Annotated in this window: 24 protein-coding genes; 14 read left to right on the forward strand and 10 right to left on the reverse strand. The window is 74.1% G+C overall.

The annotated features are described in order from the left end of the window. Positions 1 to 120 precede the first annotated feature (120 nt). The 5 genes from ACN27D_RS19825 to ACN27D_RS19845 all read left to right on the forward strand — a co-directional run bounded on the left by ACN27D_RS19825 (position 121) and on the right by ACN27D_RS19845 (position 5,613). Positions 121 to 1,308, forward strand: coding sequence for an ABC transporter permease (locus ACN27D_RS19825; RefSeq protein WP_374668855.1), 1,188 nt, complete (start codon positions 121 to 123; stop codon positions 1,306 to 1,308). Positions 1,309 to 1,310: 2 nt separating this feature from the next. Then, on the forward strand, positions 1,311 to 2,591 hold the full coding sequence (locus ACN27D_RS19830; RefSeq protein ID WP_091415370.1) for an ABC transporter permease: 1,281 nt from the start codon (positions 1,311 to 1,313) through the stop codon (positions 2,589 to 2,591). Between the two features lie 105 nt (positions 2,592 to 2,696). Next, positions 2,697 to 3,398: a cytidine deaminase gene (locus ACN27D_RS19835; protein ID WP_120573979.1), complete on the forward strand. Its 702-nt coding sequence runs from the start codon at positions 2,697 to 2,699 to the stop codon at positions 3,396 to 3,398. Between the two features lie 152 nt (positions 3,399 to 3,550). Continuing rightward, positions 3,551 to 4,831 (forward strand): thymidine phosphorylase, encoded by a 1,281-nt coding sequence (locus ACN27D_RS19840; protein WP_421499690.1) that lies wholly within the window; start codon positions 3,551 to 3,553, stop codon positions 4,829 to 4,831. Positions 4,832 to 4,932: 101 nt separating this feature from the next. Further along, a complete protein-coding gene (locus ACN27D_RS19845; RefSeq protein WP_128136722.1) occupies positions 4,933 to 5,613 on the forward strand; it encodes a DUF4272 domain-containing protein in 681 nt (226 codons plus the stop codon). Positions 5,614 to 5,619: 6 nt separating this feature from the next. Here ACN27D_RS19845 and ACN27D_RS19850 read toward each other — a convergent pair whose 3' ends face one another. Both ACN27D_RS19850 and ACN27D_RS19855 read right to left on the reverse strand, forming a co-directional pair. Then, positions 5,620 to 6,471, reverse strand: coding sequence for a putative RNA methyltransferase (locus ACN27D_RS19850; RefSeq protein ID WP_421499691.1), 852 nt, complete (start codon positions 6,469 to 6,471; stop codon positions 5,620 to 5,622). Positions 6,472 to 6,474: 3 nt separating this feature from the next. Further along, complete coding sequence (locus ACN27D_RS19855) at positions 6,475 to 6,963, reverse strand: MarR family winged helix-turn-helix transcriptional regulator (RefSeq protein ID WP_121683549.1); 489 nt, start codon at positions 6,961 to 6,963, stop codon at positions 6,475 to 6,477. Between the two features lie 57 nt (positions 6,964 to 7,020). On the opposite strand from ACN27D_RS19855, the gene ACN27D_RS19860 reads away from it, so the two are divergent. From ACN27D_RS19860 to ACN27D_RS19875, 4 genes are read left to right on the forward strand one after another with little or no spacing between them, the layout of a single operon-like run. Continuing rightward, positions 7,021 to 7,647 (forward strand): YczE/YyaS/YitT family protein, encoded by a 627-nt coding sequence (locus tag ACN27D_RS19860; RefSeq protein WP_120571689.1) that lies wholly within the window; start codon positions 7,021 to 7,023, stop codon positions 7,645 to 7,647. Continuing rightward, on the forward strand, positions 7,635 to 8,204 hold the full coding sequence (locus ACN27D_RS19865) for an NADPH-dependent FMN reductase (RefSeq protein ID WP_121683550.1): 570 nt from the start codon (positions 7,635 to 7,637) through the stop codon (positions 8,202 to 8,204). The genes ACN27D_RS19860 and ACN27D_RS19865 overlap by 13 nt, the downstream gene beginning before the upstream one ends. Continuing rightward, complete coding sequence (locus ACN27D_RS19870; RefSeq protein ID WP_120571687.1) at positions 8,201 to 8,623, forward strand: PPOX class F420-dependent oxidoreductase; 423 nt, start codon at positions 8,201 to 8,203, stop codon at positions 8,621 to 8,623. The genes ACN27D_RS19865 and ACN27D_RS19870 overlap by 4 nt, the downstream gene beginning before the upstream one ends. Positions 8,624 to 8,673: 50 nt before the next feature. Continuing rightward, positions 8,674 to 9,750 carry an adenosine deaminase gene (locus ACN27D_RS19875; RefSeq protein ID WP_128139094.1) on the forward strand — a complete coding sequence of 359 codons (1,077 nt, stop codon included), beginning with the start codon at positions 8,674 to 8,676 and terminating at the stop codon, positions 9,748 to 9,750. Here the strand turns inward: ACN27D_RS19875 and ACN27D_RS19880 are convergent, their stop codons facing one another. Beyond that, positions 9,751 to 10,188 carry an ATP-binding protein gene (locus ACN27D_RS19880; RefSeq protein WP_421499692.1) on the reverse strand — a complete coding sequence of 146 codons (438 nt, stop codon included), beginning with the start codon at positions 10,186 to 10,188 and terminating at the stop codon, positions 9,751 to 9,753. It lies immediately after the preceding gene. Positions 10,189 to 10,549: 361 nt separating this feature from the next. Here ACN27D_RS19880 and ACN27D_RS19885 point away from each other — a divergent pair, with 361 nt between their 5' ends. The 4 genes from ACN27D_RS19885 to ACN27D_RS19900 all read left to right on the forward strand — a co-directional run bounded on the left by ACN27D_RS19885 (position 10,550) and on the right by ACN27D_RS19900 (position 15,665). Next, positions 10,550 to 14,194 carry a nitrate- and nitrite sensing domain-containing protein gene (locus ACN27D_RS19885; RefSeq protein ID WP_421499693.1) on the forward strand — a complete coding sequence of 1,215 codons (3,645 nt, stop codon included), beginning with the start codon at positions 10,550 to 10,552 and terminating at the stop codon, positions 14,192 to 14,194. Then, positions 14,191 to 14,595, forward strand: a complete 405-nt coding sequence (locus ACN27D_RS19890) for a roadblock/LC7 domain-containing protein (protein WP_013283992.1) — start codon at positions 14,191 to 14,193, stop codon at positions 14,593 to 14,595. Before ACN27D_RS19885 ends, ACN27D_RS19890 begins: the two co-directional genes overlap by 4 nt. A gap of 100 nt (positions 14,596 to 14,695) precedes the next feature. Then, a complete protein-coding gene (locus ACN27D_RS19895) occupies positions 14,696 to 15,070 on the forward strand; it encodes a DUF742 domain-containing protein (protein ID WP_073827018.1) in 375 nt (124 codons plus the stop codon). Between the two features lies 1 nt (position 15,071). Then, positions 15,072 to 15,665, forward strand: coding sequence for a GTP-binding protein (locus ACN27D_RS19900; protein WP_030501201.1), 594 nt, complete (start codon positions 15,072 to 15,074; stop codon positions 15,663 to 15,665). Between the two features lie 122 nt (positions 15,666 to 15,787). Here the strand turns inward: ACN27D_RS19900 and ACN27D_RS19905 are convergent, their stop codons facing one another. The 3 genes from ACN27D_RS19905 to ACN27D_RS19915 all read right to left on the reverse strand — a co-directional run bounded on the left by ACN27D_RS19905 (position 15,788) and on the right by ACN27D_RS19915 (position 20,529). After that, positions 15,788 to 17,008: an ABC transporter substrate-binding protein gene (locus ACN27D_RS19905; protein WP_421499694.1), complete on the reverse strand. Its 1,221-nt coding sequence runs from the start codon at positions 17,006 to 17,008 to the stop codon at positions 15,788 to 15,790. Between the two features lie 121 nt (positions 17,009 to 17,129). Continuing rightward, entirely contained in the window at positions 17,130 to 19,535 is a 2,406-nt protein-coding gene (locus ACN27D_RS19910; RefSeq protein ID WP_421499695.1) for a transposase, read from the reverse strand. Positions 19,536 to 19,575: 40 nt separating this feature from the next. Then, positions 19,576 to 20,529: a DNA primase gene (locus ACN27D_RS19915; RefSeq protein WP_421499696.1), complete on the reverse strand. Its 954-nt coding sequence runs from the start codon at positions 20,527 to 20,529 to the stop codon at positions 19,576 to 19,578. Positions 20,530 to 20,674: 145 nt separating this feature from the next. Between ACN27D_RS19915 and ACN27D_RS19920 the strand changes: the two genes are divergently transcribed. Beyond that, complete coding sequence (locus tag ACN27D_RS19920) at positions 20,675 to 21,016, forward strand: PadR family transcriptional regulator (RefSeq protein ID WP_120571680.1); 342 nt, start codon at positions 20,675 to 20,677, stop codon at positions 21,014 to 21,016. 54 nt (positions 21,017 to 21,070) lie between these two features. Here the strand turns inward: ACN27D_RS19920 and ACN27D_RS19925 are convergent, their stop codons facing one another. The 4 genes from ACN27D_RS19925 to ACN27D_RS19940 form a co-directional block, all read right to left on the reverse strand. Beyond that, a complete protein-coding gene (locus tag ACN27D_RS19925; RefSeq protein WP_421499697.1) occupies positions 21,071 to 21,754 on the reverse strand; it encodes a permease prefix domain 1-containing protein in 684 nt (227 codons plus the stop codon). Between the two features lie 62 nt (positions 21,755 to 21,816). Continuing rightward, a complete protein-coding gene (gene cydC / locus ACN27D_RS19930) occupies positions 21,817 to 23,655 on the reverse strand; it encodes a thiol reductant ABC exporter subunit CydC (RefSeq protein WP_421499698.1) in 1,839 nt (612 codons plus the stop codon). Positions 23,656 to 23,689: 34 nt separating this feature from the next. Then, positions 23,690 to 25,372, reverse strand: coding sequence for a thiol reductant ABC exporter subunit CydD (gene cydD / locus ACN27D_RS19935; RefSeq protein WP_421499699.1), 1,683 nt, complete (start codon positions 25,370 to 25,372; stop codon positions 23,690 to 23,692). Next, a complete protein-coding gene (locus ACN27D_RS19940; protein ID WP_357799983.1) occupies positions 25,369 to 26,376 on the reverse strand; it encodes a cytochrome d ubiquinol oxidase subunit II in 1,008 nt (335 codons plus the stop codon). Before ACN27D_RS19940 ends, cydD begins: the two co-directional genes overlap by 4 nt. Between the last annotated feature and the right edge of the window lie 5 nt (positions 26,377 to 26,381).

A 26,381-nucleotide genomic window follows, 5' to 3' on the forward strand; every position in this document is an offset into this window, starting at 1 on the left:
CAGGAGTCGCTGAGCGAGGCCCGGGCGACGCCGACGCAGCCGGCCGGTGACACCGAGCAGACGGTGCCCGCCACCGCGACCGCGAAGAAGCCGGCTCCGGGCGGAGAGTCCCGCCCGAGCATGGGCCGGATGTTCCTGGACAACCTCTGGGCGTCCAACACGTTCACCGTGACGGTGCTCGCGGTGCTGCTGGCCATGGTGGTCGGCGCGGTGCTGATCATCGTGTCCGACCCGGAGGTGCTCGCCACCTACAGCTACATCACGGCCCGTCCCACGGACGCGCTGAACGCCAGCTGGACGGTGGTCAGCGAGGCGTACGCGAACCTGTTCAAGGGCGCGATCTTCGACCCGGAGGCGGTCGGCTTCACCGCCGCCCTCAGCCCGATCTCGGAGACGCTCACCTACGCCGCGCCGCTCGTCTTCACCGGTCTGTCGGTGGCGCTCGCCTTCCGCGGCGGCCTGTTCAACATCGGCGCCCAGGGCCAGGCGACGATCGCCGTCATCCTGGCCGCCGTGGCCGGCTTCGCGCTGCCGCTGCCGCCCGTCGTGCACCTGCTGGTGGCGCTGATCGCCGGCGCGCTCGGCGGCGCGCTCTGGGGCTTCATCCCCGGCATCCTGAAGGCACGGGCCGGCGCGCACGAGGTGATCAACACGATCATGCTCAACTACGTGGCGGTCTACTTCCTGTCCTGGATCATCGTCCAGAACGGGGTGCAGAACCCGAACCGGTCGGACGCCATCAGCAAGCCGGTCGACTCCTCCGCGCAGTTGCCCCGCCTGCTCGGCGACGACCTGCGGGTGCACGCCGGCATCCTGCTCGCGGTGGCGGCCACCTGGTTCATCGCCTGGCTGCTCAACCGCTCCACGCTCGGCTTCGAGCTGCGGGCCGTGGGCGCGAACCCGGACGCGGCCCGCACCGCCGGCATCAGCGTGACCAAGACGTACGTGCTGGTGATGGTGTTCGCGGGCATGCTGGCCGGGCTGGGCGGCTCGACCATGGTGCTCGGCACCACCGCGACCGCGCTGACCCCGCTGGTGATCGCGCAGATCGGCTTCGACGGCATCCTGGTCGCGCTGCTCGGCCGCGTGAAGCCGTGGGGTGTGCTGCTGGCCGCGCTGCTGTTCGGCGCGCTCCAGGCCGGTGGCAACCGGATGCAGTCGTACTCCGGCATCTCGCTGGAACTGGTCACCGTGCTCCAGGCGCTCATCGTCATCTTCATCGCCGCGCCTGCCCTGGTGAAGACGATCTTCCAGCTCCGGGCGGCCCGCGCCGCCCGGTTGCAGACGAGCCTCGCGAAGGGCTGGTGAGCATGTCCACCACCGCTGTCCCCGAGGTCGCCGTTACCGCGGTCGACGAGGGTTTCTGGACCCGCAACCGGAAGATCGGCGCGGTCCTGCTGGCGCTCGGCGTGCTCGCGGCGGTGCTGTTCGGCGCGCTCGCGACCGACCAGCACGCGCGGTTCACGCTCAGCGAGACCGAGGGCGGGGCCGCCCTGGAGATCAACGGTACGGTCGGCGCGATCCTGTTCGGGCTGATCACCGCCGCGGCCGGAGGGGCGCTGCTGGCCGGTGTGCCGAAGCGCTGGTTCACGCTGCTGCTCGGCGCCGGGCTGGTCGCCTTCGTGCTGAGCTTCCTGTGCTGGCAGGTCTCCGCCGCGCCCGAGGGCCGCAACTTCATGCCGCTGGTGAACGTCGTCCGCGGCACGTTCATCCTGGCCCTGCCGCTGATCTTCGGTGCGCTCGCCGGTGTGCTCTGCGAGCGTTCCGGCGTGGTGAACGTGGCGATCGAGGGCCAGCTCCTGATGGGCGCCTTCTCCGGCGCGCTGTTCGGCAGCATGTCCGGCAGCGTCTGGGTGGGCCTGGTGGCCGCCGCCATCGGCGGCGCGTTCATCTCGTTCCTGCTGGCCGTGTTCTCCATCCGCTACCTGGTCGACCAGGTGGTCATGGGCATCGTGCTCAACCTGCTCGCGGTCGGCATCACCGGCTTCCTCTACGAGCGGCTGATGCAGACCGACGCGGCGAAGTACAACAGCGCGCCCCGGTTCGGCAACTGGGAGATCCCGCTGCTGTCCGACATCCCGCTGCTCGGTCCGGCGCTGTTCCGGGGCAACATCTTCCTCTACCTCGGCCTGCTGCTGGTGCTCGTCATCCACCTGGCGCTGTTCCGTACCCGGTGGGGCCTGCGGACGCGGTCGGTGGGCGAGCACCCGACCGCCGCGGACACGCTGGGCGTGAAGGTGCTGCGGCTGCGCTACCGCAACGTGATCCTGGCCGGTCTGGTGGCCGGTGTCGGCGGCGCCTCGTACACGCTGGCGCTCTACTCGTTCACCAAGAACATGATCGGCGGTAAGGGCTTCATCGCCCTGGCCGCGCTGATCTTCGGCCGGTGGAGCCCGACCGGCGCGCTGCTCGCGGCGCTGTTCTTCGGCTTCGCCGACCAGCTCGCCACCTACCTGGGCGCGATCGGCAGCAGCATCCCGAGCCAGTTCCTGGCGATGCTGCCGTACCTGGCGACGATCCTGGCCGTGGCCGGGCTGGTCGGCAAGGTCCGGGCGCCGGCCGCCGACGGCAAGCCGTACATCAAGGGCTGACCGCCCGCGGCGACACCGTGCCCGGCGGGGCGACCCGCCGGGCATCGTCGTCTCCGGCCGCGCTCGCGACCGATCGGGCGTGAATTGGGCAGAATGGGAGTCGTGATGGAGATCGACTGGGAGCGGTTGCGTACCGCCGCCACCGAGGTGATGCGGCACGCCTACGTGCCGTACTCGAAGTTCCCGGTGGGTGCCGCCGCGCTCGTCGACGACGGCCGGGTCGTCGTCGGCTGCAACGTGGAGAACGCCGGGTACGGCGTCACGCTCTGCGCCGAGTGCGGCGTGGTCTCGCAGCTGCACGCGACCGGCGGGGGCCGGATCGTGGCGCTGTCCTGCGTCGACGCCACCGGTGAGCCGCTGATGCCGTGCGGCCGGTGCCGGCAGCTGCTCTGGGAGCAGGGCGGCCCGGAGTGCCTGGTCGAGGCGAAGGGCGGCCCGCTGCGGATGGCGGAGCTGCTGCCGCACGCCTTCGACGTGGCCGACATCGAGGCGGTGACCGGCGAGCATCCGGTGCCTGTGGTGCCGGACCGGCTGGCCGCCTGGCGGGGCCGGGGCACCGTGTTCGTGCACCCCGACCTGTCCGCCGGGCAGCAGGTCTGGACGACGTACTGGGAGCGGTCGTCCGGTGACACCGCGGACGCCGAGACCGGTGTGCTGGAGGAGGGCTCGACCTGGGACGACCCGGCCGGGGCGATCGAGTGGGGGCTGGCTCGGACGCCGCGCGTGGTGGTGGTGGACGCCTCGGGCACGATCTTCTGGGCTGGTGAGGGTGAGCCTCCTTCGGAGATTCCGGTTCGTTGGGGTTGATCCGTGGTTGCGGTGGGGGCCGGGGCCGACCGTGCCCGGCTCCGGGCGGTCAGGCTTGATCCCTCCGCCGGGCACGGTCGGCCCCGGCCGGACCTGGTCATCGTTCGCGGGGTCGGTGCGGCCACGCGCAAATACTGATTGGATCACCAGAAGTGAGTGCTTTTACGGCGGTTGACGTCATCCGGGCGAAGCGGGACGGGGGTGTGCTGAGCGACGGGCAGATCGACTGGGTGGTCGACGCGTACACCAAGGGTCTGGTCGCCGACGAGCAGATGTCGGCGCTGGCCATGGCGATCCTGCTGCGCGGCATGACCGCGCCGGAGATCGCCCGGTGGACGGCCGCCATGATCGCCAGCGGCGAGCGGCTCGACCTGTCGCCGGTGTCCCGGCCGACTGTGGACAAGCACTCCACCGGCGGCGTCGGTGACAAGATCACCCTGCCGCTGACCCCGCTGGTGGCCGCGTGCGGCGCGGCGGTGCCGCAGCTGTCCGGCCGGGGCCTGGGCCACACCGGCGGCACGCTGGACAAGCTGGAGTCGATCCCGGGCTGGCGGGCGGCGCTCACCAACGACGAGTTCATCGCCCAGCTCCGCGACGTGGGCGCGGTGATCTGCGCGGCCGGCGACGCGCTCGCCCCGGCCGACCGCAAGCTGTACGCGCTGCGCGACGTCACCGGCACTGTCGAGGCGATCCCGCTGATCGCCAGCTCGATCATGAGCAAGAAGATCGCCGAGGGGACCGGCGCGCTGGTGCTCGACGTGAAGGTCGGCTCCGGTGCCTTCATGAAGAACGTCGACGACGCCCGCGAGCTGGCCCGCACCATGGTCGAGCTGGGCGGTGCGCACGGTGTGCGGACCGTCGCCCTGCTCACCGACATGTCCACCCCGCTGGGCCTGGCCGTGGGCAACGCGGTCGAGGTGACCGAGTCGGTGGAGGTGCTCGCCGGTGGCGGTCCGGCCGACGTGGTGGAGCTGACGCTGGCGCTGGCCCGGGAGATGCTCGACGCGGCCGGCCTGCCGGACGCCGACCCGGCCGCGGCGCTGCGGGACGGCCGGGCGATGGACTCCTGGCGCACGATGATCCGGGCGCAGGGCGGTGACCCGGACGCCCCGATGCCCGTCGCGAACGAGGTCGAGGTGGTGACCGCGACCGAGGACGGGTGGGTCGCCGAGGTCGACGCGTACGCCATCGGGGTTGCGGCCTGGCGGCTCGGCGCGGGCCGGGCCCGCAAGGAGGACCCGGTGAGCATCCCGGCCGGCGTGGTGCTGCACCGGCGTCCCGGTGACCGGGTGCGCGCCGGTGACCCGCTGTTCGAGCTGCGCGCCGAGCACGCCGAGCGGATCCCGGCCGCGCTGGCCGAGGCGCGCCGGGCGGTACGGATCGCGCCGGACGCGCCGGAGACTGCGCCTCTCGTCGTCGAGCGGATCGGCTGACCGGGACCGGCCATGGTGCCGGCCCGGCCGGAGCCGCTATCCTCCCAGGCCAGGGGGGATCGGCCGGCGACGAGCCGAGGTGAGCAGACAGGGGCTTGACCGTGCGCGTACCCGCTCCCGATCCCCGGGCCGTCCGGGAGGCGAGCCTGGACGAGTTGTCCCGGCTGGGTCTTCCGCTGCCGCCGCCGCAGTTCCCGCTGGTGTGGGAGCCGGGCGACGAGATCGAACTGCGTCCGACCCCGGAGATCGAGGCGCGGATCGCGGTGCTGCACGTGATCCTGGCCCGCTGCTTCGGGATGCCCGCGCGGGCGGCGACGGGCTGGCTGCTGGAGTCGCACCTGGTCGACTCGGTGACGCCGCCGGAGTGGCAGTTCGTGATGGGCGGCCGGGGCGACCACAGGTCGTTCGTGCTGCACCACGACGCCTTGTTCTCGCTGGCCTGGGTGCTCGGACTGGCCAAGGAACTGGACCCGACGGTGCCGGTGGACGAGCGGCTGGTCGAGCGGATGCCGAACCTGGTCGCGGGGGAGACGTTCGGCCAGTGGCGGGCCCGGATCCTGGCCGCGCCGCAGCATCCCGGTGACGCCGCGGCCCTGCTCGACCTGCACTACTGCCTGGACTGGGCGTACCTGGAGACCGAGAAGGCCGGCGGCGCGCTGCCGGGGCTGGTGGACGCGAACGCGATCGGGCAGCGCCGGTGGGCGCTGGAGTGGGCGGTGGTGTTGCGTGGGCCGTACCACGACGAACCGCCGGGCTGGGAAGAGGTCGACCTCTCCACCTGAGGCGGGTCAGCGCGGGCGGTGCACGCCGAGCCGGACCGAGAGCGTGACCGGCATCGGCTCGGGCAGCGCGGCGATGCGCGCGGCGAGCCGTCGCGGGTCGGCGTGCCAGGCGCTCGGTCCCATCCCGACGAGCGTGGTCACCTCGGCGCGGGTGAGCGCGAGCCGGGCCCGGTGCCCGGTCGCGGACTCCTCGGCGAAGTGGCCGCCGAGGCTGCCGGCGACCCGGTCGGCCTTGTCCGGGTCCACCCGCAGCAGGTCCAGCGCGTCGACGAGTTCGGCGAGGTGGTCGGCGGCCGGGGTGACCACCAGCAGCGCGCCGCCGGGGTCGAGCACCCGGTGGAACTCGGAACCGTTGCGCGGCGCGAACACGTTCAGCAGCACGGCGGTGGACCGGTCGGCCAGCGGCAGCCGCTGCCACGTGTCGGCCAGCGCGGCGGCGGCCCGCGGGTGCGCCCGGGCCGCGCGGCGCAGCGCCGGCTTGGAGACGTCCAGGGCCAGGCCGGCGGCGTCCGGCAGCGCCGCCAGCACCGCCGCGAGGTAGTGCCCGGTGCCGGCGCCGGCATCGACCACCAGGGGGTACGGGTCGGAGCCCGCGACGCGTACCGCGGTGCCGGCGAGCGCGGCGGCGACGGTGTCGTAGTGGCCGGCGGCGAGGAAGCCGGCGCGGGCGGCGACCATCTCGGCGCTGTCCCCGGTGTGCGGGGCGCGACCGGCGAGCAGGTTCACGTATCCCTGCCGGGCGATGTCGAAGCTGTGCCCGCGCGGACAGCGCAGCGCGCGTGCGGTGCCGGCGGTGGCCTCGGCGAGCGGTTCGGCGCAGACCGGGCAGCGCAGCCGGGCGAGGACGCGGTCGTCCACGGCTCAGCCCTCCGCTGCTTCCGGGCGGCCGGTGGGACGGCCGGTGAGGTGGTCGATCACCCGTTGGCTGAGCGTGCCGAGCGCGGCCACCTCGGCCGGGGTGAGCCGGTCGATCAGGTGCCGGCGGACGGCGGCCACGTGCCCGGGCGCGGCGGCTTCGACGGCCCGGCGCCCGGCCGGGGTGAGCACGACGACCGAGCCGCGGCCGTCGGTGGCGCACTCCTCCCGGCTGACCAGGCCGCGTTGCTGCATCCGGGAGATGTGGTGGGACAGGCGGCTGCGGGACCAGAGCATCCGGTCGGCGAGTTCGCTGAGCCGGAGTCGTTGTTCCGGGGTCTCGGACAGGTCGCTCAGGACGTCGTAGTCCGGCTCGGAGAGGCCGGCGTCCTGCATCAGCTCCCGGGCCAGTTCCAGGTCGAGCAGGCGGCGCATGCGGCGGTAGCCGCGCCACGCGCGGTTCTCCTGCTCGTCCAGCCAGCGCGGTTCGTCCATGCGCCGATCCTACCGGTGTTGTTGACATGTCACCAAGTTGCGGCCTAGGTTGATGACATGTCAACCAAACTGCCGTCCCGGCTGGTGCGGCTGCTCACCGGCCTGGCTCTGTTCGGCGTCAGCGTCGCGCTGATGGTCCGCGCCGACCTCGGGCTCGCCTCCTGGGACGTGTTGCACCAGGGTCTCGCCGACCGCACCGGCCTGCCGATGGGCCTGCTGGTCAACGGCGTGGCGCTGCTGGTGCTGCTGCTGTGGATCCCGCTGCGGCAGCGTCCGGGCGTCGGCACCGTGGCGAACGTCGCGCTCGTCGGCCTGGCTCTCGACGCGACGCTGGCCCTGCTGCCGCCGGTCGACCCGCTCGCCGGCCGGATCGGCCTGCTGGCCGCGGGCGTCCTGCTCAACGGCCTCGCCACCGCGCTCTACCTCGGCGCCCGGCTCGGCCCCGGCCCGCGGGACGGGTTGATGACCGGCCTGGCCGCCCGTGGCCTGCCGCTCGGCCCGGCCCGCACCGGGATCGAGGTGACGGTGCTGGCGGTCGGGTGGCTGCTCGGCGGCGCCGTCGGCCCCGGCACCCTGCTTTACGCGATCGGCATCGGGCCGATCGTCGCCTGGTTCGTTCCCCGACTCACCACGCCGGCCCCGGCCGCCGCCCCGACAGGAGTGACCTCGCCATGCCCCGCCTGAACGTCGTCGTCGCCAGCACCCGCCCCGGCCGGGTCGGCCGCCGCATCGGTGACTGGTTCACCGAGGCCGCCGTCCGCCACGCCGGCTTCGACGAGGTACGCCTCCTCGACCTGGCCGAGATCGGGTTGCCCTTCCACGACGAGCCGCACCACCCGTCCGAGCGGGTCTACCTGCACGAGCACACCCGCGCCTGGAGCGCCGAGATCGACGCCGGAGACGCCTTCGTCCTGGTGATGCCGGAGTACAACTACGGCTTCAGCGCCCCGCTGAAGAACGCGATCGACTACCTCTACCACGAGTGGCAGCACAAGCCGGTGGGCTTCGTCAGCTACGGCATGACCTCCGGCGGTCTGCGCGCGGTGCAGATGATCAAGCAGGTGGTGACCACGCTGAACATGACCCCGGTCAACGACCAGGTGGTCGTCTTCCTGCGGCAGGCGCTGGACGAGTCGGGCGAGCTGCGACCCGACCCGGGCCGGGAGGAGGCCGCCGCGCTCATGCTCGACCAGCTCGCCCGGCTGGCCGCCGCGCTCGCGCCGCTGCGGGTGAACGCGTGAGCGCCGTGAGCGCCCGGCTCTGGGAGCTGTTCGGCGAGCGCGGGCGCGGGGTGCTCGTCACGCTGCGCCGGGACGGCCGTCCCCAGCTGTCCAACCTCGACTACCTGGCCGAGCCGGGCCTGATCCGCTGCTCCACCACCGGCGACCGGGCGAAGGTGCGCAACCTGCGCCGTGACCCCCGGGCCAGCTTCCACGTGACCACCGCCGACGGCGGGGCGTACGCGGTCGCCGAGGGCACCGTGACGCTCACCCCGCCGGCCGCCGCCACCGACGACGCGACAGTCGACGAACTGGTCGAGGTGTACCGGCGGATCCGCGGCGAGCACCCGGACTGGGCCGACTACCGGGCCGCCATGGTGGCCGACGGGCGGGTGGTGCTGCGGCTCACGGTGGAGCGGGTGTACGGCTGGCGGCCCTGACCGGCCCGGTCCACCGCCGCGCCCGTACCGGGGGTGACTAGGGTCTGAGCATGGTCGCAATCTCGTACGAGGACATCGTCAAGGTCCCGAAGGCGCTGCTGCACGATCACCTCGACGGCGGCCTGCGGCCCGCGACGATCGTCGAGCTGGCCGCCGAGGTCGGCCACGAACTGCCCACCACCGACCCGGCGGCGCTGGGCGTCTGGTTCACCGAGGCGGCGAACTCCGGCTCGCTGGAGCGCTACCTGGAGACGTTCGCGCACACGGTGGCGGTCATGCAGACCGCCACCGCGTTGCGCCGGGTCGCCCGTGAGTGCGCGCTGGACCTGGCCGCCGACGGCGTGGTCTACGCCGAGGTGCGGTTCGCGCCGGAGCAGCACCTGGAGCAGAACCTGACCCTGGACGAGGTGGTCGACGCGGTGGTCACCGGGTTCCGGGAGGGCAGCGCGCTGGCCGCCGAGGCGGGCACCCCGATCCGGATCGGCACGCTGCTGACCGCGATGCGGCACGCGGCCCGCTCGCAGGAGATCGCCGAGCTGGCCGTACGGCACCGCGACACCGGGGTGGTCGGCTTCGACATCGCCGGCGCCGAGGCGGGCTTCCCGCCCACCCGGCACCTGGACGCGTTCGAGTACCTCCAGCGGGAGAACTTCCACTTCACCATCCACGCCGGCGAGGCGTTCGGTCTGCCGTCCATCTGGCAGGCGATCCAGTGGTGCGGCGCCGACCGGCTCGGCCACGGCGTACGCATCGTCGACGACATCACCCCGGGCAACCCGCCGGTGCTGGGCCGGCTGGCCGCGTACGTGCGGGACAAGCGCATCCCGCTGGAGCTGTGCCCGTCGTCGAACGTGCAGACCGGTGCCGCGGCCTCGATCGCCGACCACCCGATCGGGCTGCTGCGCGACCTGCGGTTCCGGGTGACTGTGAACACCGACAACCGGCTGATGAGCGGCACCTCGATGTCGCGGGAGATGGCGCTGCTGGTGGAGGCCTTCGGCTACGGCTGGAAGGAACTCCAGTGGTTCACCATCAACGCGATGAAGAGCGCGTTCATCCCGTTCGACGAGCGGCTGCGGATCATCGACGAGGTGATCAAGCCGGCGTACGCCGAACTGATCGGCTGATCACGACTGGCGGGGGTGGCCGGAGAGCAGTGCGGCCACCCCGCGCAGCACCTGCCCGGCCCGGGCCGCCTCGGCGCCCAGCCCGGTCTGCCGGCGCAGCACGGCCGGCTCGGCGCGCAGCAGCGCGACCCCGCGCCGGAGCAGCACCCGGGGTGCCTTGCGCTGCTCGGCGAGGTCCCGGGCGAGGCGGCGCAGGAACGTCGCTCCGCGCGGGCGGCGCAACGCGTACGCCCCGGCGAGCAGCCCGAGTCGCCGGCACTCGGCCACGATCTCGGCCGCGAAGATCCCCTCGGCGACGAAGATTGGCGATCCGTCGACATCGAATGGCCGGGTGGCTACCCGACGGTCTGCGCCGATCGCATAAACCGGCACTTCGGCCTTGCCCTCACGAGCCAGTCGGGCGATTGTTTGCACCGCCGTGTCCGCATCCCAGGACAAGGGGGACTCCCAATCCACCTGTCCGTTTCGACGCGGACACGTAGGGTCATCGCCGTCCTTGTAGAAGTCGTCCAGGCAGAGCACCGGAAGTCCGGTTCGCTGGGCTATGTATGACTTTCCCGACCCGGAGGGGCCGGCGAGCAAGACGACGCGGTGCGGGTGTTCCATTACCTTCAGTGACTCCGGCCAGACGGATTGCTATCAAATTGCATCAACATCTCATCACACCTCCGGTGAGGGACAACCTGGTCTTTCTCTTTGCGGAGCGGCGTGATGGAATCTCGGAGGTCCGACCCGCCGGGTCGGTCGCTCGGCGTTGCCCTCAGGGTGGCGCGGGGCGCGGTAATGCGAGGGCGGTGACGTGAGCAAACGGCCAACGACGGCGGGCTCCTTCCTGTCGCGGCTGCGCCGGCCGATGAGTCGGCTGCGCGACATGCCGATCTGGTCCAAGCTCGGTCTGATCATGATCGTGCCGACCATCGCCACGGTCGTGGTGGGCACCAGTGGTCTCGTCGACCACCTGGAGACGCTCAACAATGCCAACCGGGCGGGGGATCTGGCCAATCTGATCGGCTACTCGGGTGACCTGGTCGACAGCGTGCAGGACGAGCGGGTCGGTGCCGTGCTCTTCCTCGGCGCGAAGGAGTTCCAGACCCGGGCGCAGTACCAGGAGGGTTACAACCGCGCCAACCAGCGGGTGGACCAGAGGAAGTCGTCCTACCTGCGGCAGCGTGGCGAGATCGACGACCTGCCCCGCAACTTCGTCGGGCTGCTGGACACGATCGACACCCAGCTCAAGGATCTGCCGGCGACCCGCAGCCAGGTGCTGAACGGCAAGCTCAAGATCAATGACGCCGACCAGGCGTACCGGCAGCTGATCGAGGACCTGCTGGCGATCCGCGACTCGGCCACCCAGCTCGCCGGCGACAACGACCTGAGCGACCGGATGCGCGCGGCGGCCGCCGTGGCCCGGCAGAAGGAATACCTGACCCAGCGCCGGGTCGTGGTCCACCAGGCGCTCACCCAGAACCAGTACACCGCCGCGCTGCGCGAGCAGTTCATCGCCAGCGGCACCGGCCAGTCGCAGTCGCTGGCGACCTTCCAGGCCGTCGCCACCGAGCCCGACAAGCTGTTCTACGAGCAGACCGTCTCCGGGCCCGACCTGCGCAAGGCCGACCGCTTCACCAGTTTCATCTCGGGCAACAACAGCGGCTCGATGGAGAACGCCCCGTTCGGGTCGGACCAGTGGGACCAGACCATGGTCGCCAACGCCGAACTGATCCGGACCGTGGAGGCCCGGCTCGACGGCAACGTGGTCCGGCAGGCCGACGCACTGCGTTCGGACACCCAGCGCCAGGTGTTCCTGGAGACCGGCCTGCTGCTCACCATGCTGCTGCTGGCCATCCTGTTCGCGTACCTGGTGGCCCGCTCGATGGCCCGCTCGCTGCGCGACCTGCGCCAGGGCGCCCTGGCGGTGGCCCAGTACGGGCTGCCGCAGGCGGTCGCCCGGCTGCGCGACCCGCAGGTGACCGGCCAGCTCTCCCCGGTGCAACTGGCGAACCAGATCGCCGAGCCGCTGCCGGTGCGCAGCAAGGACGAGTTCGGCCAGGTGACCGAGGCATTCAACGCCGTCCACCTGGAGGCCGTCCGGACCGCCGCCGAGCAGGCCGCCCTGCGGGCGTCGGTCGCGACCATGTTCGTCAACCTGGCCCGCCGTTCGCAGATCCTGGTCGACCGGCTGATCGGCCACCTCGACCGGCTGGAGCGCGGCGAGGAGGACCCGGACCGCCTGGCCGAGCTGTTCCAGCTCGACCACCTGGCCACCCGGATGCGCCGCAACGACGAGAACCTGCTGGTCCTCGCCGGCGCGGACTCCACCCGTGTGCAGCGCGAGCCCGCCGCCCTGATCGACGTGCTCCGCGCCGCCCAGTCCGAGGTCGAGCACTACACCCGGATCGAGTTCGGCGTGATCGACCGGGACATCGAGGTCGCCGCCCACGCGGTCAACGACCTGGTGCACCTGGTCGCCGAGCTGTTCGACAACGCCACCGCCTTCTCCCCGCCGGACTCGCAGGTCATGGTGGAGGCCCGGCGGGTCGGTGACCGCGCCTCGCTCTACGTGGAGGACCGGGGCATCGGCATCAGCCCGGAGCAGCTCCGTGACCTCAACGAGCGGCTGGCCACGCCGCCGCAGGTGGACGTCGCGGTCTCCCGGATGATGGGCCTGGTCGTGGTCGCGCGGCTGGCCGCCCGGCACGGGGTGCGGGTCGAGCTGCGACCGGGCGCCGACCGGGGCACCGTCGCCGACGTGACGATGCCGACCTCGGTCCTGGTGCCGCGTGCCCTGGCCGGCCGTGGTCCGGGCGCGCCGGCCCTGCCGCCCGCCGCCCCGCAGCAGAGCGGACCGACGCCGGCCTTCGGCGCCCTGGCCGCCTTCGGCAACAACAACCCGCCGGGTCTGCCCCCGGCGCCGCACCCGGGCTCCTCGGGCAACCAGGTCACGCTCGGCGGGCGCGCCTTCGACCCGGCGCCGCGCAACGGCTCGGGCACCCCGGCGAACGCCGGTGGCGGCCGGGCCATGCCGGCCTGGTCCGACCTGACCGGCGCCAACCCGTCCGGTGGGGACGGCGGTTTCGGCTCCCGGCCCTCGAACGGCCAGGGATTCGAGCCGCTGCCGCAGCGGCGCAACCCGGGCGAGGGCGACCCGGGCACCAGCGGCCAGCAGCCGGCGATCCCGCGCCAGCTGCCGAGCAGCCCGGAGGCGCGGCCCTACAGCCCGCCGCCGGTCTCCGCGCCGCCGGTCCCGCCGGTGTCCGCGCCGCCGCTGCCCCCGGTCTCCGGCGCACCGGTCTCCGGCAACCCGTACCGCCCGGTCTCGGCCGCACCGGTCTCCGGCGACCCGTTCTCGGGCCGTCCGGTCTCCGCGGCGCCGGTCTCCGGCGACCCGCTGCCGTACCGCCCGGTCTCGGCCGCCCCGGTCTCCGGGCATCCCGCGTCGGCCGCTCCGATCTCCGGGCAGCCCGCCGCCGGACACCCGGCCTCCGCGCCGCCGGCGAACCAGCCGCAGACGCGCCCGGTGCCCGCGCCGGGTGTCAGCGCACCGCCGGTCTGGCCCCCGGTCGCGCCGACGCCCGCGCCGGCGCCGGAACGGCCGACGAGCGGCATGGACATGACCACCGAGCTGCCCCGGGTGCCGCGCACGGAGATGCCGGCCACCCCGCGGCCGACGGCCGGCCAGCCGTCCGCCGCTCCGGCCGCGAGCCGGCCGTCCGAGACCCGGCCCGCCACCCCGGCGGCACCGGCGTCGCGGCCGGCCACGCCACAGCAGGCAGGCAACCGCCAGCGGTACGCGGACGAGACGATGGAGCTGCCGATCTTCCGGGAGCTGGAGTCGGCGTGGTTCCGCACCCGCCGGCCCGGGCCCAACGAGGAGTCGGCGGCACCGGCCGCGACGACCAACGGCGGCGCCGCCACCCAGCAGTTCGCCAAGGTGGACACGGCCGGCCGGCCCGTGCCGCAGACGACACCCGCAACGACAGGTAACACACCGATGGCACACACTCCGACGGCCGGCGGAGCACCGCGTGACAACGGCGCGGCGAACGGGAACACCCGTCCCGCGTACACCGGCGGGTTGCCCACCCGGCAGCCGTCCGCGTCGCCGCAGGGCTCCTCCCCGTGGCAGACCGCGGCCGACGACGGCTGGCGTGCCGCCTCGGCGGCCACCGAGGTGCCGGTCGCGGAGACCACCCAGAAGGGCCTGCCGAAGCGGACGCCGATGGCGCAGCTCGTGCCGGGCAGCATCGACAAGCCTTCCGCGTCGGTGCAGCGACGTACACCGGAGGGGGTCCGGGGTCTGCTCTCGGCCTACCATCGGGGCGTGCAGCGCGGGCGTAACACCGACAGCAACACGACCGGCCCGGAGGGCACTCCGGGCGGGCAGCAGTCCTCGCAGTCTGACTCAGGCCCGGTGGCCGGGAGCGGGCAGAAGGAGCAACAAGGATGACTACTACGCAGGATCTCGGATGGCTGCTCGCCAACTTCGCCGACCGGGTGCCCGGTGTGGCGCACGCGGTCGCGGTCTCGGCCGACGGCCTGCTTCTCGCCTCGTCCCGTGACCTTCCGCGGGACCGCGCCGACCAGCTCGCCGCGATCGCGTCCGGTCTGGTCAGCCTCACCCAGGGCGCGGCCCGCTGCTTCGAGGGCGGGGCGGTGTTGCAGACAGTCGTCGAGATGGACAACGGCTTCCTGTTCCTGATGTCCATCTCGGACGGATCGTCGTTCGCGGTGCTGGCGGCGCGGAGCTGCGACGTGGGTCAGGTCGGGTACGAGATGGCCCTGCTCGTGGACCGGGTGGGCGATGCCCTGACGCCGCAGCCGCGCACGGCTGTGGGGATGATGGGCTGAATGACGCGCTGGCCGGTGGGTCAGGTGCGGGAACAACAACGACAGCGACGGATGTCACCGGGGCGAGCCGGTGCCGGGTACGAGGGAGGTGAGCGGCGACATGGATCGTGACGAGCCGACCGGCGCGTTGGTCCGGCCGTACGCCGTCACCCGCGGTCGTACCCGTCCCCGGCTCGACATCGCCCTGGAGGCACTCGTCGAGACGACGGTGCGCGGCCGAGCGGTTGCCACTGGCAATGGTGGCCACGGTCGTGAACACCAGTACATCGCCGCGTTGTGTGACGGACGTGTGCAGTCGCTCGCCGAGATCGCGGCGCGGATGCAGCTTCCGCTCGGCGTGGCCCGGGTGCTCATCGCCGACATGGCGACGGACGGCCTGGTCGCGGTCCACGAGCCGACCATTTTGGACGACTCCGACGACGCGGTGGGCACTGAACTGCTGGAGAGGGTGCTGAGTGGACTTCGCAGGCTCTGACATGTCGCACCGGCCGCCGGCCCCGAGCGGCCGAGTGACGTCGGCGAAGATCGTTATCGCCGGTGGGTTCGGCGTCGGCAAGACGACGCTGGTCGGCTCGGTCTCCGAGATCACGCCGCTGACCACCGAGGCGATCATGACCTCCGCCGGTGTCGGCGTCGACGACACCCGGCAGGTGCCGGGCAAGACGACGACCACGGTGGCGATGGACTTCGGTCGTATCTCGATCGACCGGGATCTGATCCTGTACCTGTTCGGTACGCCGGGTCAGACGCGCTTCTGGTTCATGTGGGACGAGTTGGTCCGGGGTGCGATCGGCGCGGTGGTGCTCGTCGACACCCGGCGGCTCGCCGACTGCTTCGCCGCCATCGACTTCTTCGAGCACCGGCGGCTGCCGTACCTGGTGGCCATCAACTGCTTCGACGGCATGCAGTACCACGATCCGCAGGACGTCCGGGACGCGCTGGCGATCTCCCGCGACGTGCCGGTGGTGCCGTGCGACGCCCGTAACCGGGAGTCCACGAAGCACGTACTGATCTCGCTGGTCGAGTACGTGCTCACCATGCGGCGCTCGCGGGCCGTCGCGCCCGCCTGACCGACGCGGAAGCGCCCGGCGGCCTCAGGGCCACCGGGCGCTTCCTGCCGTCCGGGGTCGGACACGGTACGCGATCAGCCGGTGACCCTCCACGCGGGAGGCTCACCGGCTGTCGTTGGAGGTCAGGCGAAGCGGGTCCAGGTGCCCCGGAACACCTGGTACACGGAGAGCGAGTCGGGCTCCATGCCGCCGTGCCGGTCGGCGCGGAACGCGTACCCGCCGGCGATTCCCTCGACCGTCTGCGCCTGGAGGAGGGCCCGCAGCCGGCCCCGGTCGAGGCTCGTCGCCATCCGCGCCGACGTGGCGACGAGCTGGAGCGCGTCCGAGGCGTACGGGGCGAAGTCCGGGCTGACGCCGTGTCGCTGCGTGTAGCGGTTGACGAAGTCCCGGCGGGCCAGCTGCGCCGTCGTGGTGGCGGTGGCCGCGGAGACGTCCAGGCAGGCCGGGTGCACGGCGTACGCGCCCTCCACGGCGGCGGCGTTCGCCCCCTGGACGGTGTCGTCGGCGACCGCGCCGGCGTCGAAGAAGATCGGGCCGCGGTGGCCGGCGGCGCGCAGTTCCCGCGCCGCGACACCGGAGTCGGGTGCGGTACCCCAGACCACCACGCCGTCCCGCTGGCTGCCGGCGACGCGCTCGGCGGCGGCACGGAAGCGGCGGCCGGACGTCGGCAGGCGGACCGTGCGGGCCAGGTCGGTGCTGCTGTCGGCGAGCGCCTCCCGCATCGCCCGCACACCCGAGTCGCCGTGCAGCCCGTCGGCGGCGAGCACTGACACCCGCCGGATCCGCTTGGACTCGAACAGCTCCACCAGGCGGCGCGCCATGTCGACGGCGTCCGGGGTGAGCTTGTAGGTGAACGTGCGCTCCTCCAGCGGCAGCGCGATGCGGTCACCGTAGCCGAGCGACAGGAAGGGCGTCTTGACCCGCTGGGCGGCCGCCGCGAGGGCCATCGAGGTCTCGCCGAGCACGCCGCCGATGAGCGCCTGCGCCCCGAGCCGGGTGAGGTCGGCGGCGTGGCGTGCGGCGACCTCGGGATTGCTGCCGTTGTCCAGGATCTGGAGCCGGACCGACCGGACCAGGTTCCCGACCGGTAAGCCGGTGCGGTTCAGCGAGTCGGCGGTGAGCTGCAGGGCCTGCCGCTGGGCGACGCCGAGCAGCGCCCCGGCGCCGGTCAGCTCCAGACTCGCGCCGACGATCAGATCCTGGTCGCTCGGCGCGCTGCTGGACGGGCCGTCGTCCGGCCGCTGGCCCTGAGGCGCGCAGCCGGCGAGCAGCAGGCTCCCGGCAGCGGCGGCGAGAACGCCCCGCCGGGTGAGCACAGTGGAGTCGAACGCCGGTGTCGCCAATGGAATCGCCTTCCCACCCCGGCGAACAGGCGCCGCCGCTGGTCCGCCGGGTATGTTCCCGGCCGGTCCAGCCCAGCGTCAAATCGCCCCGGTGTGGGATGAAACACCCCGGTGGGCCCGGTCAGGAGCGGTAGCCCGCCGAGCGGTACTCGTACTCCCGGTCGTCGTCGCGGTCACCGGTGTCGCGGGTGAAGTCCCAGCCGCCGGCCGCCTCACGGCCCGGACGGCCGCCCACGGCGAAGCCGCCGATCTCCTGGCCGCGCCGCCAGCCCCGGAAGTATCCGGTGGTGTTCTCGGCGAGGCTCGCCGCGTTCCGGACGATCCGCAGCGGACGCTCCTCGCGCAGCGGGGAGCCCGGCACCAGGTTGGCCTGCGGCACGCGCTTCGGCAGCCCGGCCTTGGTCTCCGCGCCGACGGCCGGGCGGGCCGCCTGCTCGGCCGCCTGCCAGCCGGTGTCGGCGGTGCTCGACCACTCCAGGTCGGCCTCGTCGCCGTGCCCGACGAACCAGGCGGACTTGGCCTGCGCGAAGATCAGCAGGTCGCCGTCACCCTCGTCGGAGACCGGCGGCGGCCGGTGCTCCTTCGGGGCGGGACGACGCTCGGGCGCGGCGGGAAGCGGGACGCGACCCGGGTCGCCCTGGTCGACCAGACGCAGCGGGGGCGCCTCCAGACCGGGGTCGGCCGGCCGGCCCATCTCGTCGCGCAGCGCGCGGTCGGCGAGCGGCGGCGGCTCCACCAGCCGCAGCATCGGCGGCTCCTGCGGCAGGTCGTCGGCGAGCCACGGCGGCGTGACCCGGCCGGGGTCGCTCGGCGCGTCCACGCCCCGCCCGTACGAGTAGGTGGTGCCCTCCCGCTCCCGCGCGGTGTCGTCCTCGTTGTTCACCAGCGGCCAGTTCGCCCGGGAGCCCGGCGGCGCCTCCGGCGCGGGCGGACGCGGGGCCGGCACCGGGATGCTGAGGTCGGTGGCGCTGAACCCACCGGTCGGCGGTTCCGGGGTCTGGTTCGTCTTGGGCCGGGGCGGGATGACGGTGCGCTGCCGCTCGGCCCGCGCCTTGTTGATCGCCGCGGTGGTGAGCGTCGGGCGGAACGGCTCGCCGGCCTCGGCCGGCGGCACGGCGCCGCGTGGGGACGGGGCGATCGGCGTGATCCCGGGAGGCGGCGGGGGCGGCGCGGAGATCGGCCGGTTGGTGGGGCCGTCCACCCGCGACGGCAGCGGCGCGCCGGTCGGCTCGGGCCGCGCCGGGGGAGCCGAGGACGGCCGGCCCAGTGCGGCAGCCGGGGCGACGGGCGTGACCGGGGCCGGGGCGACCGGCGGCGGCGTCAACGGCGCGGGTGCGACCGGTGGCGGGCCGAGCGGCCGGGGCGTCGTCGTGGCGGCCGCACCGGACAGCGGCTCCGGACGGCTGCGCCGCCCACCGGGGACCGGCTCGGGGCGGCCACGACGGCCAGCCGGCTCGGGTGCGCCGGCGGGTTCGGGACGTCCACGGTGGGGCTCGGCGATCGGCTCCGGTGGGATCGAACGCACCGGACGCAGGTCGGTCGCCGACGTCGAAGCCAGCTCGTCGACCTGCTCTCCCCGTCGGGCGGCGGCCCGGCGGCCGGTCGCGGGGGCGGGAGCGGTGCGTTCGGCGAGCGCGCCGACGAGCGCGTCGCAGCCGGCGTCGCAGGTCCGGACCGAGGCGACGGCCTGGCGCACGGTCTCGGCGACGGCCGCGGTGAGCGTGCGGTTGACGGTGGCCCGCCGGGGCGTCTCGGAGATGGCGACGCGCAGCGCGGTCACCGCGTCGGAGACGTCGTCGGCGTCGGCCACGCCCTCGCCGGCCAGTTGCGCGACGACCGCGTCGGCGGCCAGCGCGCCGTCCCGGCCACCACGGCCCGCGGGGCCGGTGAGCATCCCCGGCTCGGGCAGCGCGTCGAGGACGGCCAGGGCGACCCGGTCGGCAGGATCCGGGTAGGCCCGCAGCGCGGCCGGGTAGAGCTCGCGGAGTACCTCGCGCAGCGTCACCGCGGCCGAGTGCCGGCCGCTCGCCAGCGCCGCGTGCGCGGCCAGGACCTGCGTGTATCCGGCGAGTTCACGCGGCGCCGGGAGGGTCACCGCGGAGAGCGCGCCGGCCTGGAGCGCGCGGGCCAGCCCGACCGCGCGGCGCTCGGCGGGCGGGGAGTTCATCTCCTCCAGGGAGTCGTCGTCGGCGAAGCGCTCGGCGAAGTCGTCGACCGAGTCGTCGTCCGCGATCGCCAGCGGCCGGCCGGCGGCGCTGAGCAGCGAGGTGACGATGTGGTCGTCGCTGTCCGCGGCGATGGCCGCGCCGCTCGGACCGCCGGACCGTTCCACCAGCAGCGCGACCAGCCGGGCGTAACCGGCGGGATCGTCACCGATCTCGCAGACGTGCAGCAGACGGCCTGCGTCGTCGACCACAGCGGACGTCAGCGTCGTTCCGGCCGAAGCCGTTCGGTCGGCCGGATCTGCCGAGGCCAGACCGCAGTACACGCGCACGAGCGCCACGGCGTCGTCCTCCTCCCGGGACACAGGTCTTGCTCTGCCAGAGACTGATGCTCCCCGCTTCGGGTCAGTCGCGCCAGTCCACAACCGCAGAGATCTTGCCGACAATGGTGCGCCAACCCAAGCTTGCGGTTTGTGCCCCGATTTTCTTCAGCCGGCGACGACCCAGGAAACCACCGACGCCACCGTTGACGGAAGCGCGCAGCGCCTCGTCCAGGTCGTCCAGGCTGGAGCCGGAGGAGAGCATGTCCAGCACGGCGGGTAGCCGCAGGGCGTACGCCAGGTCACGGGCGATCTCACCGGCTTCGATGAGCAGCTCGTGGTCCCACGCGTCGTGGCCGCCGCGCAGGTTCTCCACCACCAGGTCGAGCTCGTACGTGTCCTCGTCCAGCGGGGCGATGTCGGCCGGCTCCAGCCGTTCGGACAGTTCATTCCAACTGTCCAGCTGGGACAGATCGTTGGGCGCACCGGAACGGATGAAAGTGACCAATGACTCCGGGGTCTTGAACAGCAGGAGCCGGCCCTTGTGGGTGAGGAAGACCGGCACCTCCTCGTCGCCCGCCTCGTCGTCCTCGTCCTCGTCCTCGGCGTCGTCCTCGGTCTCGGTCTCGGCCTTCTCGTCGTCCGAGGCGCCGGCCTTGTCCTTGCGGCGGGCCTTGGCGCCCTTCTCCTCGTCCTCGTCGTCCTCCTCGGCGGAGAGGGCGGCGAACTCCTCGTCGAGGATCACCACCTCCTCGTCGTCCTCGGTCTCGACGACCTGGCGACGGGCCAGGAACGGGTCGTCCTGGTCGCGCTCGGCGACGTCGGTCGGGGTCAGCTCGCGCGCCTGCCGGTACGCCCGCAGCGTGAATCCGGTGCCGGAGGGCAGGGCGATCTCCACCGGGTCGATCCGCACTTCTTCCCAGAGCGCGCGGTCGGCCGGCGGGCGGTCCTCCTCGACCTCGTCGGCCGCGGCGGCGGCGTCGGTGTCGTCGAGCTCGGGCTCGTCGGCGTCGGGCCGTTGGGGCGACTGGCGGGCCACGCTGACCTCCGTGTGCGTTCGGGTTGCCCACCCGACGGCGTCGCGCCGCCGAGTGACTCTGCGCACATACCCTAGTGGGCGACGGTTCCGACCGGGAGTCGCACCCCTTGGCGTCCCGGCCGCGCGACAAGTAGCGTTGCTACGCATGAAGGCGCAGGCGCTGCACGGACACCTGGACGCGCTGCTGCTCGCCGTGCTGGAACGGGGCGCGCTGCACGGCTACGCGATCATCGAGGCGTTGCGTGCCCGCAGCGGCGGCACGCTGGATCTGCCCACCGGCACCATCTATCCGGCGCTGCGCCGGCTGGAGCGGGCCGGGCTGGTGGCGAGCACCTGGAGCACCGTGAACGGCCGGGAGCGCCGCACCTACGAGCTGACCGATGCCGGCGGCCGGGCGCTGGCGGGGGAGCGGGCCGGCTGGCACGAGTTCAGCGCCACCGTCGGGCGGTTCCTCGGCGCGGACGAGCCGCCCACCGCACCGGCCTGAACGCGCCCGGCGGCCGCGCCAGGGCCGTCCGAGGGCCGGCCGGCGGCGGGTCGCTCAGCTTGCCAGCCGGCGGTCGGCGAGCACCCAGCAGCGGGCCGCCCGGGCCAGGGCGAACCAGGCCGCCGAGACCACCACCATCCCGATGATCAGGGGAGGCCAGGTGAGCGCGGCGTCCCACAGCCCGATCGACCAGCCGAACAGCGCGCCCCCGGCGACCGCGCCGAGCAGCAGGCTGCCGGTCAGACCGAAACCGATCAGTCGCGCCGAGCGGACGAGCCACGGTGATCCCCACCTGGCGGCGAGCGGGCCCACCAGCAGCGCGATCAGCGCCAACGCGGCGACCACGCCCCAGATGCCGTTCAGCGAGGCGGAGAGCAGCAGGTAGCTCTGCGGTGGCGGCGGACCGCCGCTCCAGCTCGACCCCTGCCAGGTCAGGTCACCGGCGGCGATGAGCACCACCGCCACCACGAGCGTGCGCAGCGCCAGCCCGCGTAGCGCGCCGACGGCCAGGTCGGCCTGGAAACCCGGCACGAGCTGGGCGTCGCTGCCGAACTCGGCGACCGCCCGCCGCTGCGCCTCCGCCCGCGGCAGGCCCCCGTCCCGGTACGCCTCGACGGCGTCCTCCAGCGCGTGCCGCGCCTCGGCCAGCAGGTCGGCCTTGAGCCGGTTCGGCCCGTGCAACCGCGCGGACAGTTCGTGCAGCCGGCGGTCGACCACTGCCTCCTCATGCACCAGCATGCGGCCAAGCCTGCCACCGACGGGCGACACCCGCGTCAGGGAAAACCCCGATCGGCCGGGCGTCAGGGCGTGATCGCCAGGTAGCCGCGCTCGGCGGCCTCCTGGCGCAGCCACTGCTCCCGGTACCAGCCGGGGCGTGCCACCAGCTCGTCGTGCCGGCCGCGCTGCACGACCCGGCCGCCTTCGAGCACCACGATCTCGTCCAGCCCGGCCAGGCCGCTGAGCCGGTGGCTGATCAGCACCACCGAGTGCCCGGCCGGGGTGGCGGCGAGCGCGGAGTCCAGCACCGCGTCGGCGGCCGCCGGGTCGAGCCCTTCGGTCGGCTCGTCGAGCACCAGCACCGGCGGGGCGGCCAGCAGCGCCCGGGCCAGCGCGAGCCGCTGCCGCTGCCCGCCGGAGAGCTGCCCGCCCTGCTCGCCGACCACCGTCTCCCAGCCGTCGGGCTGCTCGCGTACCCAGTCGAGCAGGCCGGCCGCCCGGGTCGCGGCGGTCAGGTCCGCCTCGGTGGCGTCCGGACGGCCGAGGAGCAGGTTCTCCCTGACCGTGGCGTGGAAGACGTACGCCTCGGCGAACAGGCCGCCGACCACCCGGGGCAGGTGCTCGGCCGGGATCTCGGACACCGGCACGCCGCCGGCCGTGACCCGGCCGGTGTCGGGGCGTACCGCGCCGGTGAGCACCGCGGCGAGCGTGCTCTTGCCGGCGCCGCTCGGCCCCACCACCGCCACCCGGCGGCCGGCCGGCAGATCGAGGTCGAACCCGGCCAGAGCGGGGGCGGCACCGGCCCGGTAGCGGACCGTCACGTCGGAGAACCGCACGTCGTGGCCGTCGGTCCGGGACTCCGGCGCGGGCTGCGGCGTCGCCGTGGCGGGTTCGGTGAGCAGGTCGGCGACGCGGGCCAGCCCGGCCCGTAGCTGGGTGCGCTGGCGGGCCGCCGCGACGAGCGCGAGCGCCACCTCCACGGCGGCGAGCGAGCCGACCGCGAGAACGCCGACCAGCACGCCGCCGACCTCGGCCCGCAGCGCCACGACCACCACGGCGGCGGCGGTGACGCCACCGACGAGGACGCCGAGCGCGTCCACCGCGAAGCCGGTCGCGGCGAGCCGGCGTTCCAGCCGGGCCAGCCGTCCGGCCCGCTCGTCGGCGGCGGCGAGCGCGGCGCCGGTCGCCCCGAACGCGGCCAGGTCGGCGGCGCCGTGGGTGAGGTCGACCGCGTCCACGGCGAGCGCGCCCCGCAGCGGGGCCACCTCGTCGGCGGCGCGGCGGGTGATCCGGGTGGCGAGCGTGGGCAGCGCCACGCCGGCCACGAGCAGGCCGATCGCGAGCACCCCGGCGGCCGGTGGTGAGATCAGCGCGGCGACGCCGACCGCGAGCACGCTGACCAGTGCCGCCGCCGCGCCGGGCACGAGGACGCGCAGGAGCAGGTCCTGGGCGGCCTCCACGTCGGAGACCAGGCGGCTCAGCGCGTCCCCGGTACGGCGGCCGGTCTCGCGGCGGGCGGCGAGCGTGGCGAAGACGCGGGCCCGCACGTCGGTGATCATGCGGAGGACGGCGTCGTGCCCGGCGAGCCGTTCGGTGTACCGGAACACGCCCCGGCTGACCGCCAGTGCCCGGACCGCGACGATGGCCACCGTCAGCCGGTCCAGCGGAGGCCGGCCGGCGGCGCTCATCAGCAGCCAGGTGGCGGTGGCCATCAGCGCCAGGCCGGCGAACTCGGTCGCGGCGGCGAGCAGCCCGGCGCCGAGCAGCCGGCTCAGGTACGGGCGGGCCAGTCGCAGCACCGCCCGCTCGGCCCCGGGGCGGGCAGGCGCGGGCGGTTCCGGTGCGCCGGAGGGTGCGACCGGAACCCCGGTCGGCCCGGCCGGCTCGCGGCCCACCGGCGTCACGCCGTCGCCGGCGGTCACCGGGCCACCACCGGGCAGGCGGGGGAGACGGGGCTCATCGGGACACTCCCGGGCCGGTGGCGGTCGCGTGCAGTTCGGTGACCCGGCCGTCCTCGACGCGCAGGATCCGGTCGGCGTCGGCGAGCAGCGCGGGCCGGTGCGCGACGAGCAGCGCGGTACGCCCGGCGACCAGCCGCCGGGTCGCGTCCAGCACCACCGCCTCGCTGGCGCTGTCCAGCCGCGCGGTCGGCTCGTCGAGGAGCACGACCGGGGCGTCCCGGAGGAACGCGCGAGCCAGCGCGACGCGTTGCCGCTGCCCGCTGGACAGGCCGTGGCCGCGCTCGCCGAGGCGGGTGTCCAGCCCGTCGGGCAGGGCGTCGACCACCTCGTCCAGCGCGGCGCCGGTGACCGCCGCGGCGAGCGCGGCGTCCGGGGTGTCCGGCGCGCCGAGGCGGATGTTGTCGGCGAGCGACCCGGCGAACAGGTGCGCCCGCTGCGGCACCCAGGCCAGCTCGCGCCGCCAGGTGTCGAGGTCGACGCCGGCCAGGTCCACCCCGTCGACGGTGACCCGGCCGGAGGTCGGTGCGACGAAGCCGAGCAGCAGGTTGAGCAGCGTGCTCTTGCCCGCGCCGCTGGGCCCGATGATCGCCACCCGGTCGCCGGGCCGGATGGTCAGCGTGACGTCGCGCAGCGCGGTGGTCCGGTCGTACGCGACTGTGACGCCCTCGAACCGGATCTCGCCCCGGCCGCCCGGCGCGGGCCGGCGGGGCTCGGCGGTGGTGGCGGGTGCGTCGGTGGCGGAGAGCGTGAGCGCCTCGTCCAGCGCGGTGAGCCCTTCCATGCTGGCGTGGAACCGGCTGCCCGCGGCGCGCAGCGGCAGGTACGCCTCCGGGGTGAGCAGCAGCACCAGCAGCGCGGTGGAGAGCGTGAGGCCGCCGCCGAGCAGCCGGATGCCGACCGGCACCGCGACCAGCGCGACGGACAGCGTCGCGACCAGTTCCAGCACCAGCGCGGACAGGAACGCGATGCGCAGCGTCTTCATGGTGGCCTGGCGGTGGCCGTCGGCCATCCGGCGTACCACGTCGACCTGCCCCTTGGACCGGCCGAACGCGCGCAGCGTGGGCAGCCCGGCCACCATGTCGAGGAAGTGCCCGCCGAGCAGCGACAGCCGGCGCCACTGCCGTTCGGTGGCGGCCTGCGCCTGCCAGCCGAGCAGCGCGCCGAAGATCGGGATGAGCGGGATGGTGAGCGCGATGATCAGCGCCGAGCTCCAGTCGGCGAACACGATCCGGGCCAGCACCGCCACCGGCACGGTGACGCTCAGGACGAGCTGCGGCAGGTAGCCGGTGAAGTAGGGGTCGAGCGCGTCCAGCCCGCGCCCGGCCAGGGTGGCGAGCTGCCCGGCCCGCTGCCCGGCGACCCAGGTGGGCCCGTGCCGGCCGACCGCGCCGAGCAGGTCGGCGCGCAGCGCCGCCTTGACCGTCGCGGCGGCCCGCGCCGCCACGGTGCCCTGCGCCCAGCTCACCAGCGCCCGCCCGGCGACAGCGGCCACGAAACCGGCCAGCGCCGGCCGGTGCAGCCGCCCGTCGAACGCCGTGGCCAGCAGCGTCGCCAGCGCGGTGGCCTGGGCGATCACCAGCAGCGCGGTGAGCCCGCCCAGCACCGCGAGCACGGCGAGGTCGCGCCGGGCCGCGGGGACCCGACGCAGCAGACGCGGGTCGAACGGGCGGCGGTTCACCAGTACACCGGTGCCCTGCCGTCGATCCGTCCCCGGAAAACCCACCAGCACATCGCCTGAAAGCCTAGTAGGGCCGGCAGGAGCGGTAACGCGAGCCATCCCAACAGGGCCAGCGTCGGGCGGCTGGCGGCCGCCTCGGCCACTGTCAGCGACGCCGCCGGATCGGTGGTGGAGACCAGGATCCGGGGCCAGAGCGCGGCTCCGATCAGCGGCGCCGGAAGCGCCAGCGCCGTCGCGGTCGCCGCGAAGGCGATCCCGGCCCGCCCCCGCCGCAGCGCCGCACGGGCCGCCAGCAGCGCCGCCACGAGCGCCAACGGCAGGAGTACGGCCGCAGCCGGGCGCGCCACCGCGGCGCGTACCCGATCGGAGAGCAGGCCCAGGACGGTGGCCGAGGCGACGGCGACGAGCGCGGCGGGCACCAGGCCGCTCGCCAGCCGGGCGAGCGCCGGCGCCTCGGCGGCGGGCAGCCGGAGCGTGAGGAACGTCGCACCGTGCACCGCCACCAGTGCGAGCAGCGCCAGCCCGGCGGCGGCGACGAACGGGGTGGCGAGGTGACCGACACCGACCACGTGGCCGTCCGCGCTCAACGGCACGCCCTGGAGCAACCCGGCGAGCAGCGCGCCCCAGCCGAGCGCCGCGAGCAGACAGCCGACCACCACCACCCGGTCCCAGCGGGCACGAGCGGTGGCGGAGGCCGGGCGGCTGCGCAACTGCACCCCGGCGGTCACCAGCACCACCCCGGCCAGCGCGGCGAGCACGGCCGGGTAGAAGCCGGAGAGCAGTTCGCCCTCCAGCCGGGGGAACGCGCCGAACAGGATGCCGACGGCGGCCACCAGCCAGACCTCGTTGCCGAGGAAGAACGGCCCGAGCGCGGTGAGCGTGGCCCGGCTGCCCGGTGCCGGGCCACGCCGGGCCAGCAGCAGGCCGACGCCGTAGTCGTAGCCGCCCAGCACGAGGTAGGTGGCGAAGAAGAGGCCGAGCAGGGCGTACCAGGCGAGTTCCACGGCGG

It is taken from the genome of Micromonospora sp. WMMD1274, assembly GCF_049179035.1.
Classification (GTDB): Bacteria; Actinomycetota; Actinomycetes; order Mycobacteriales; family Micromonosporaceae; genus Micromonospora; species Micromonospora tulbaghiae.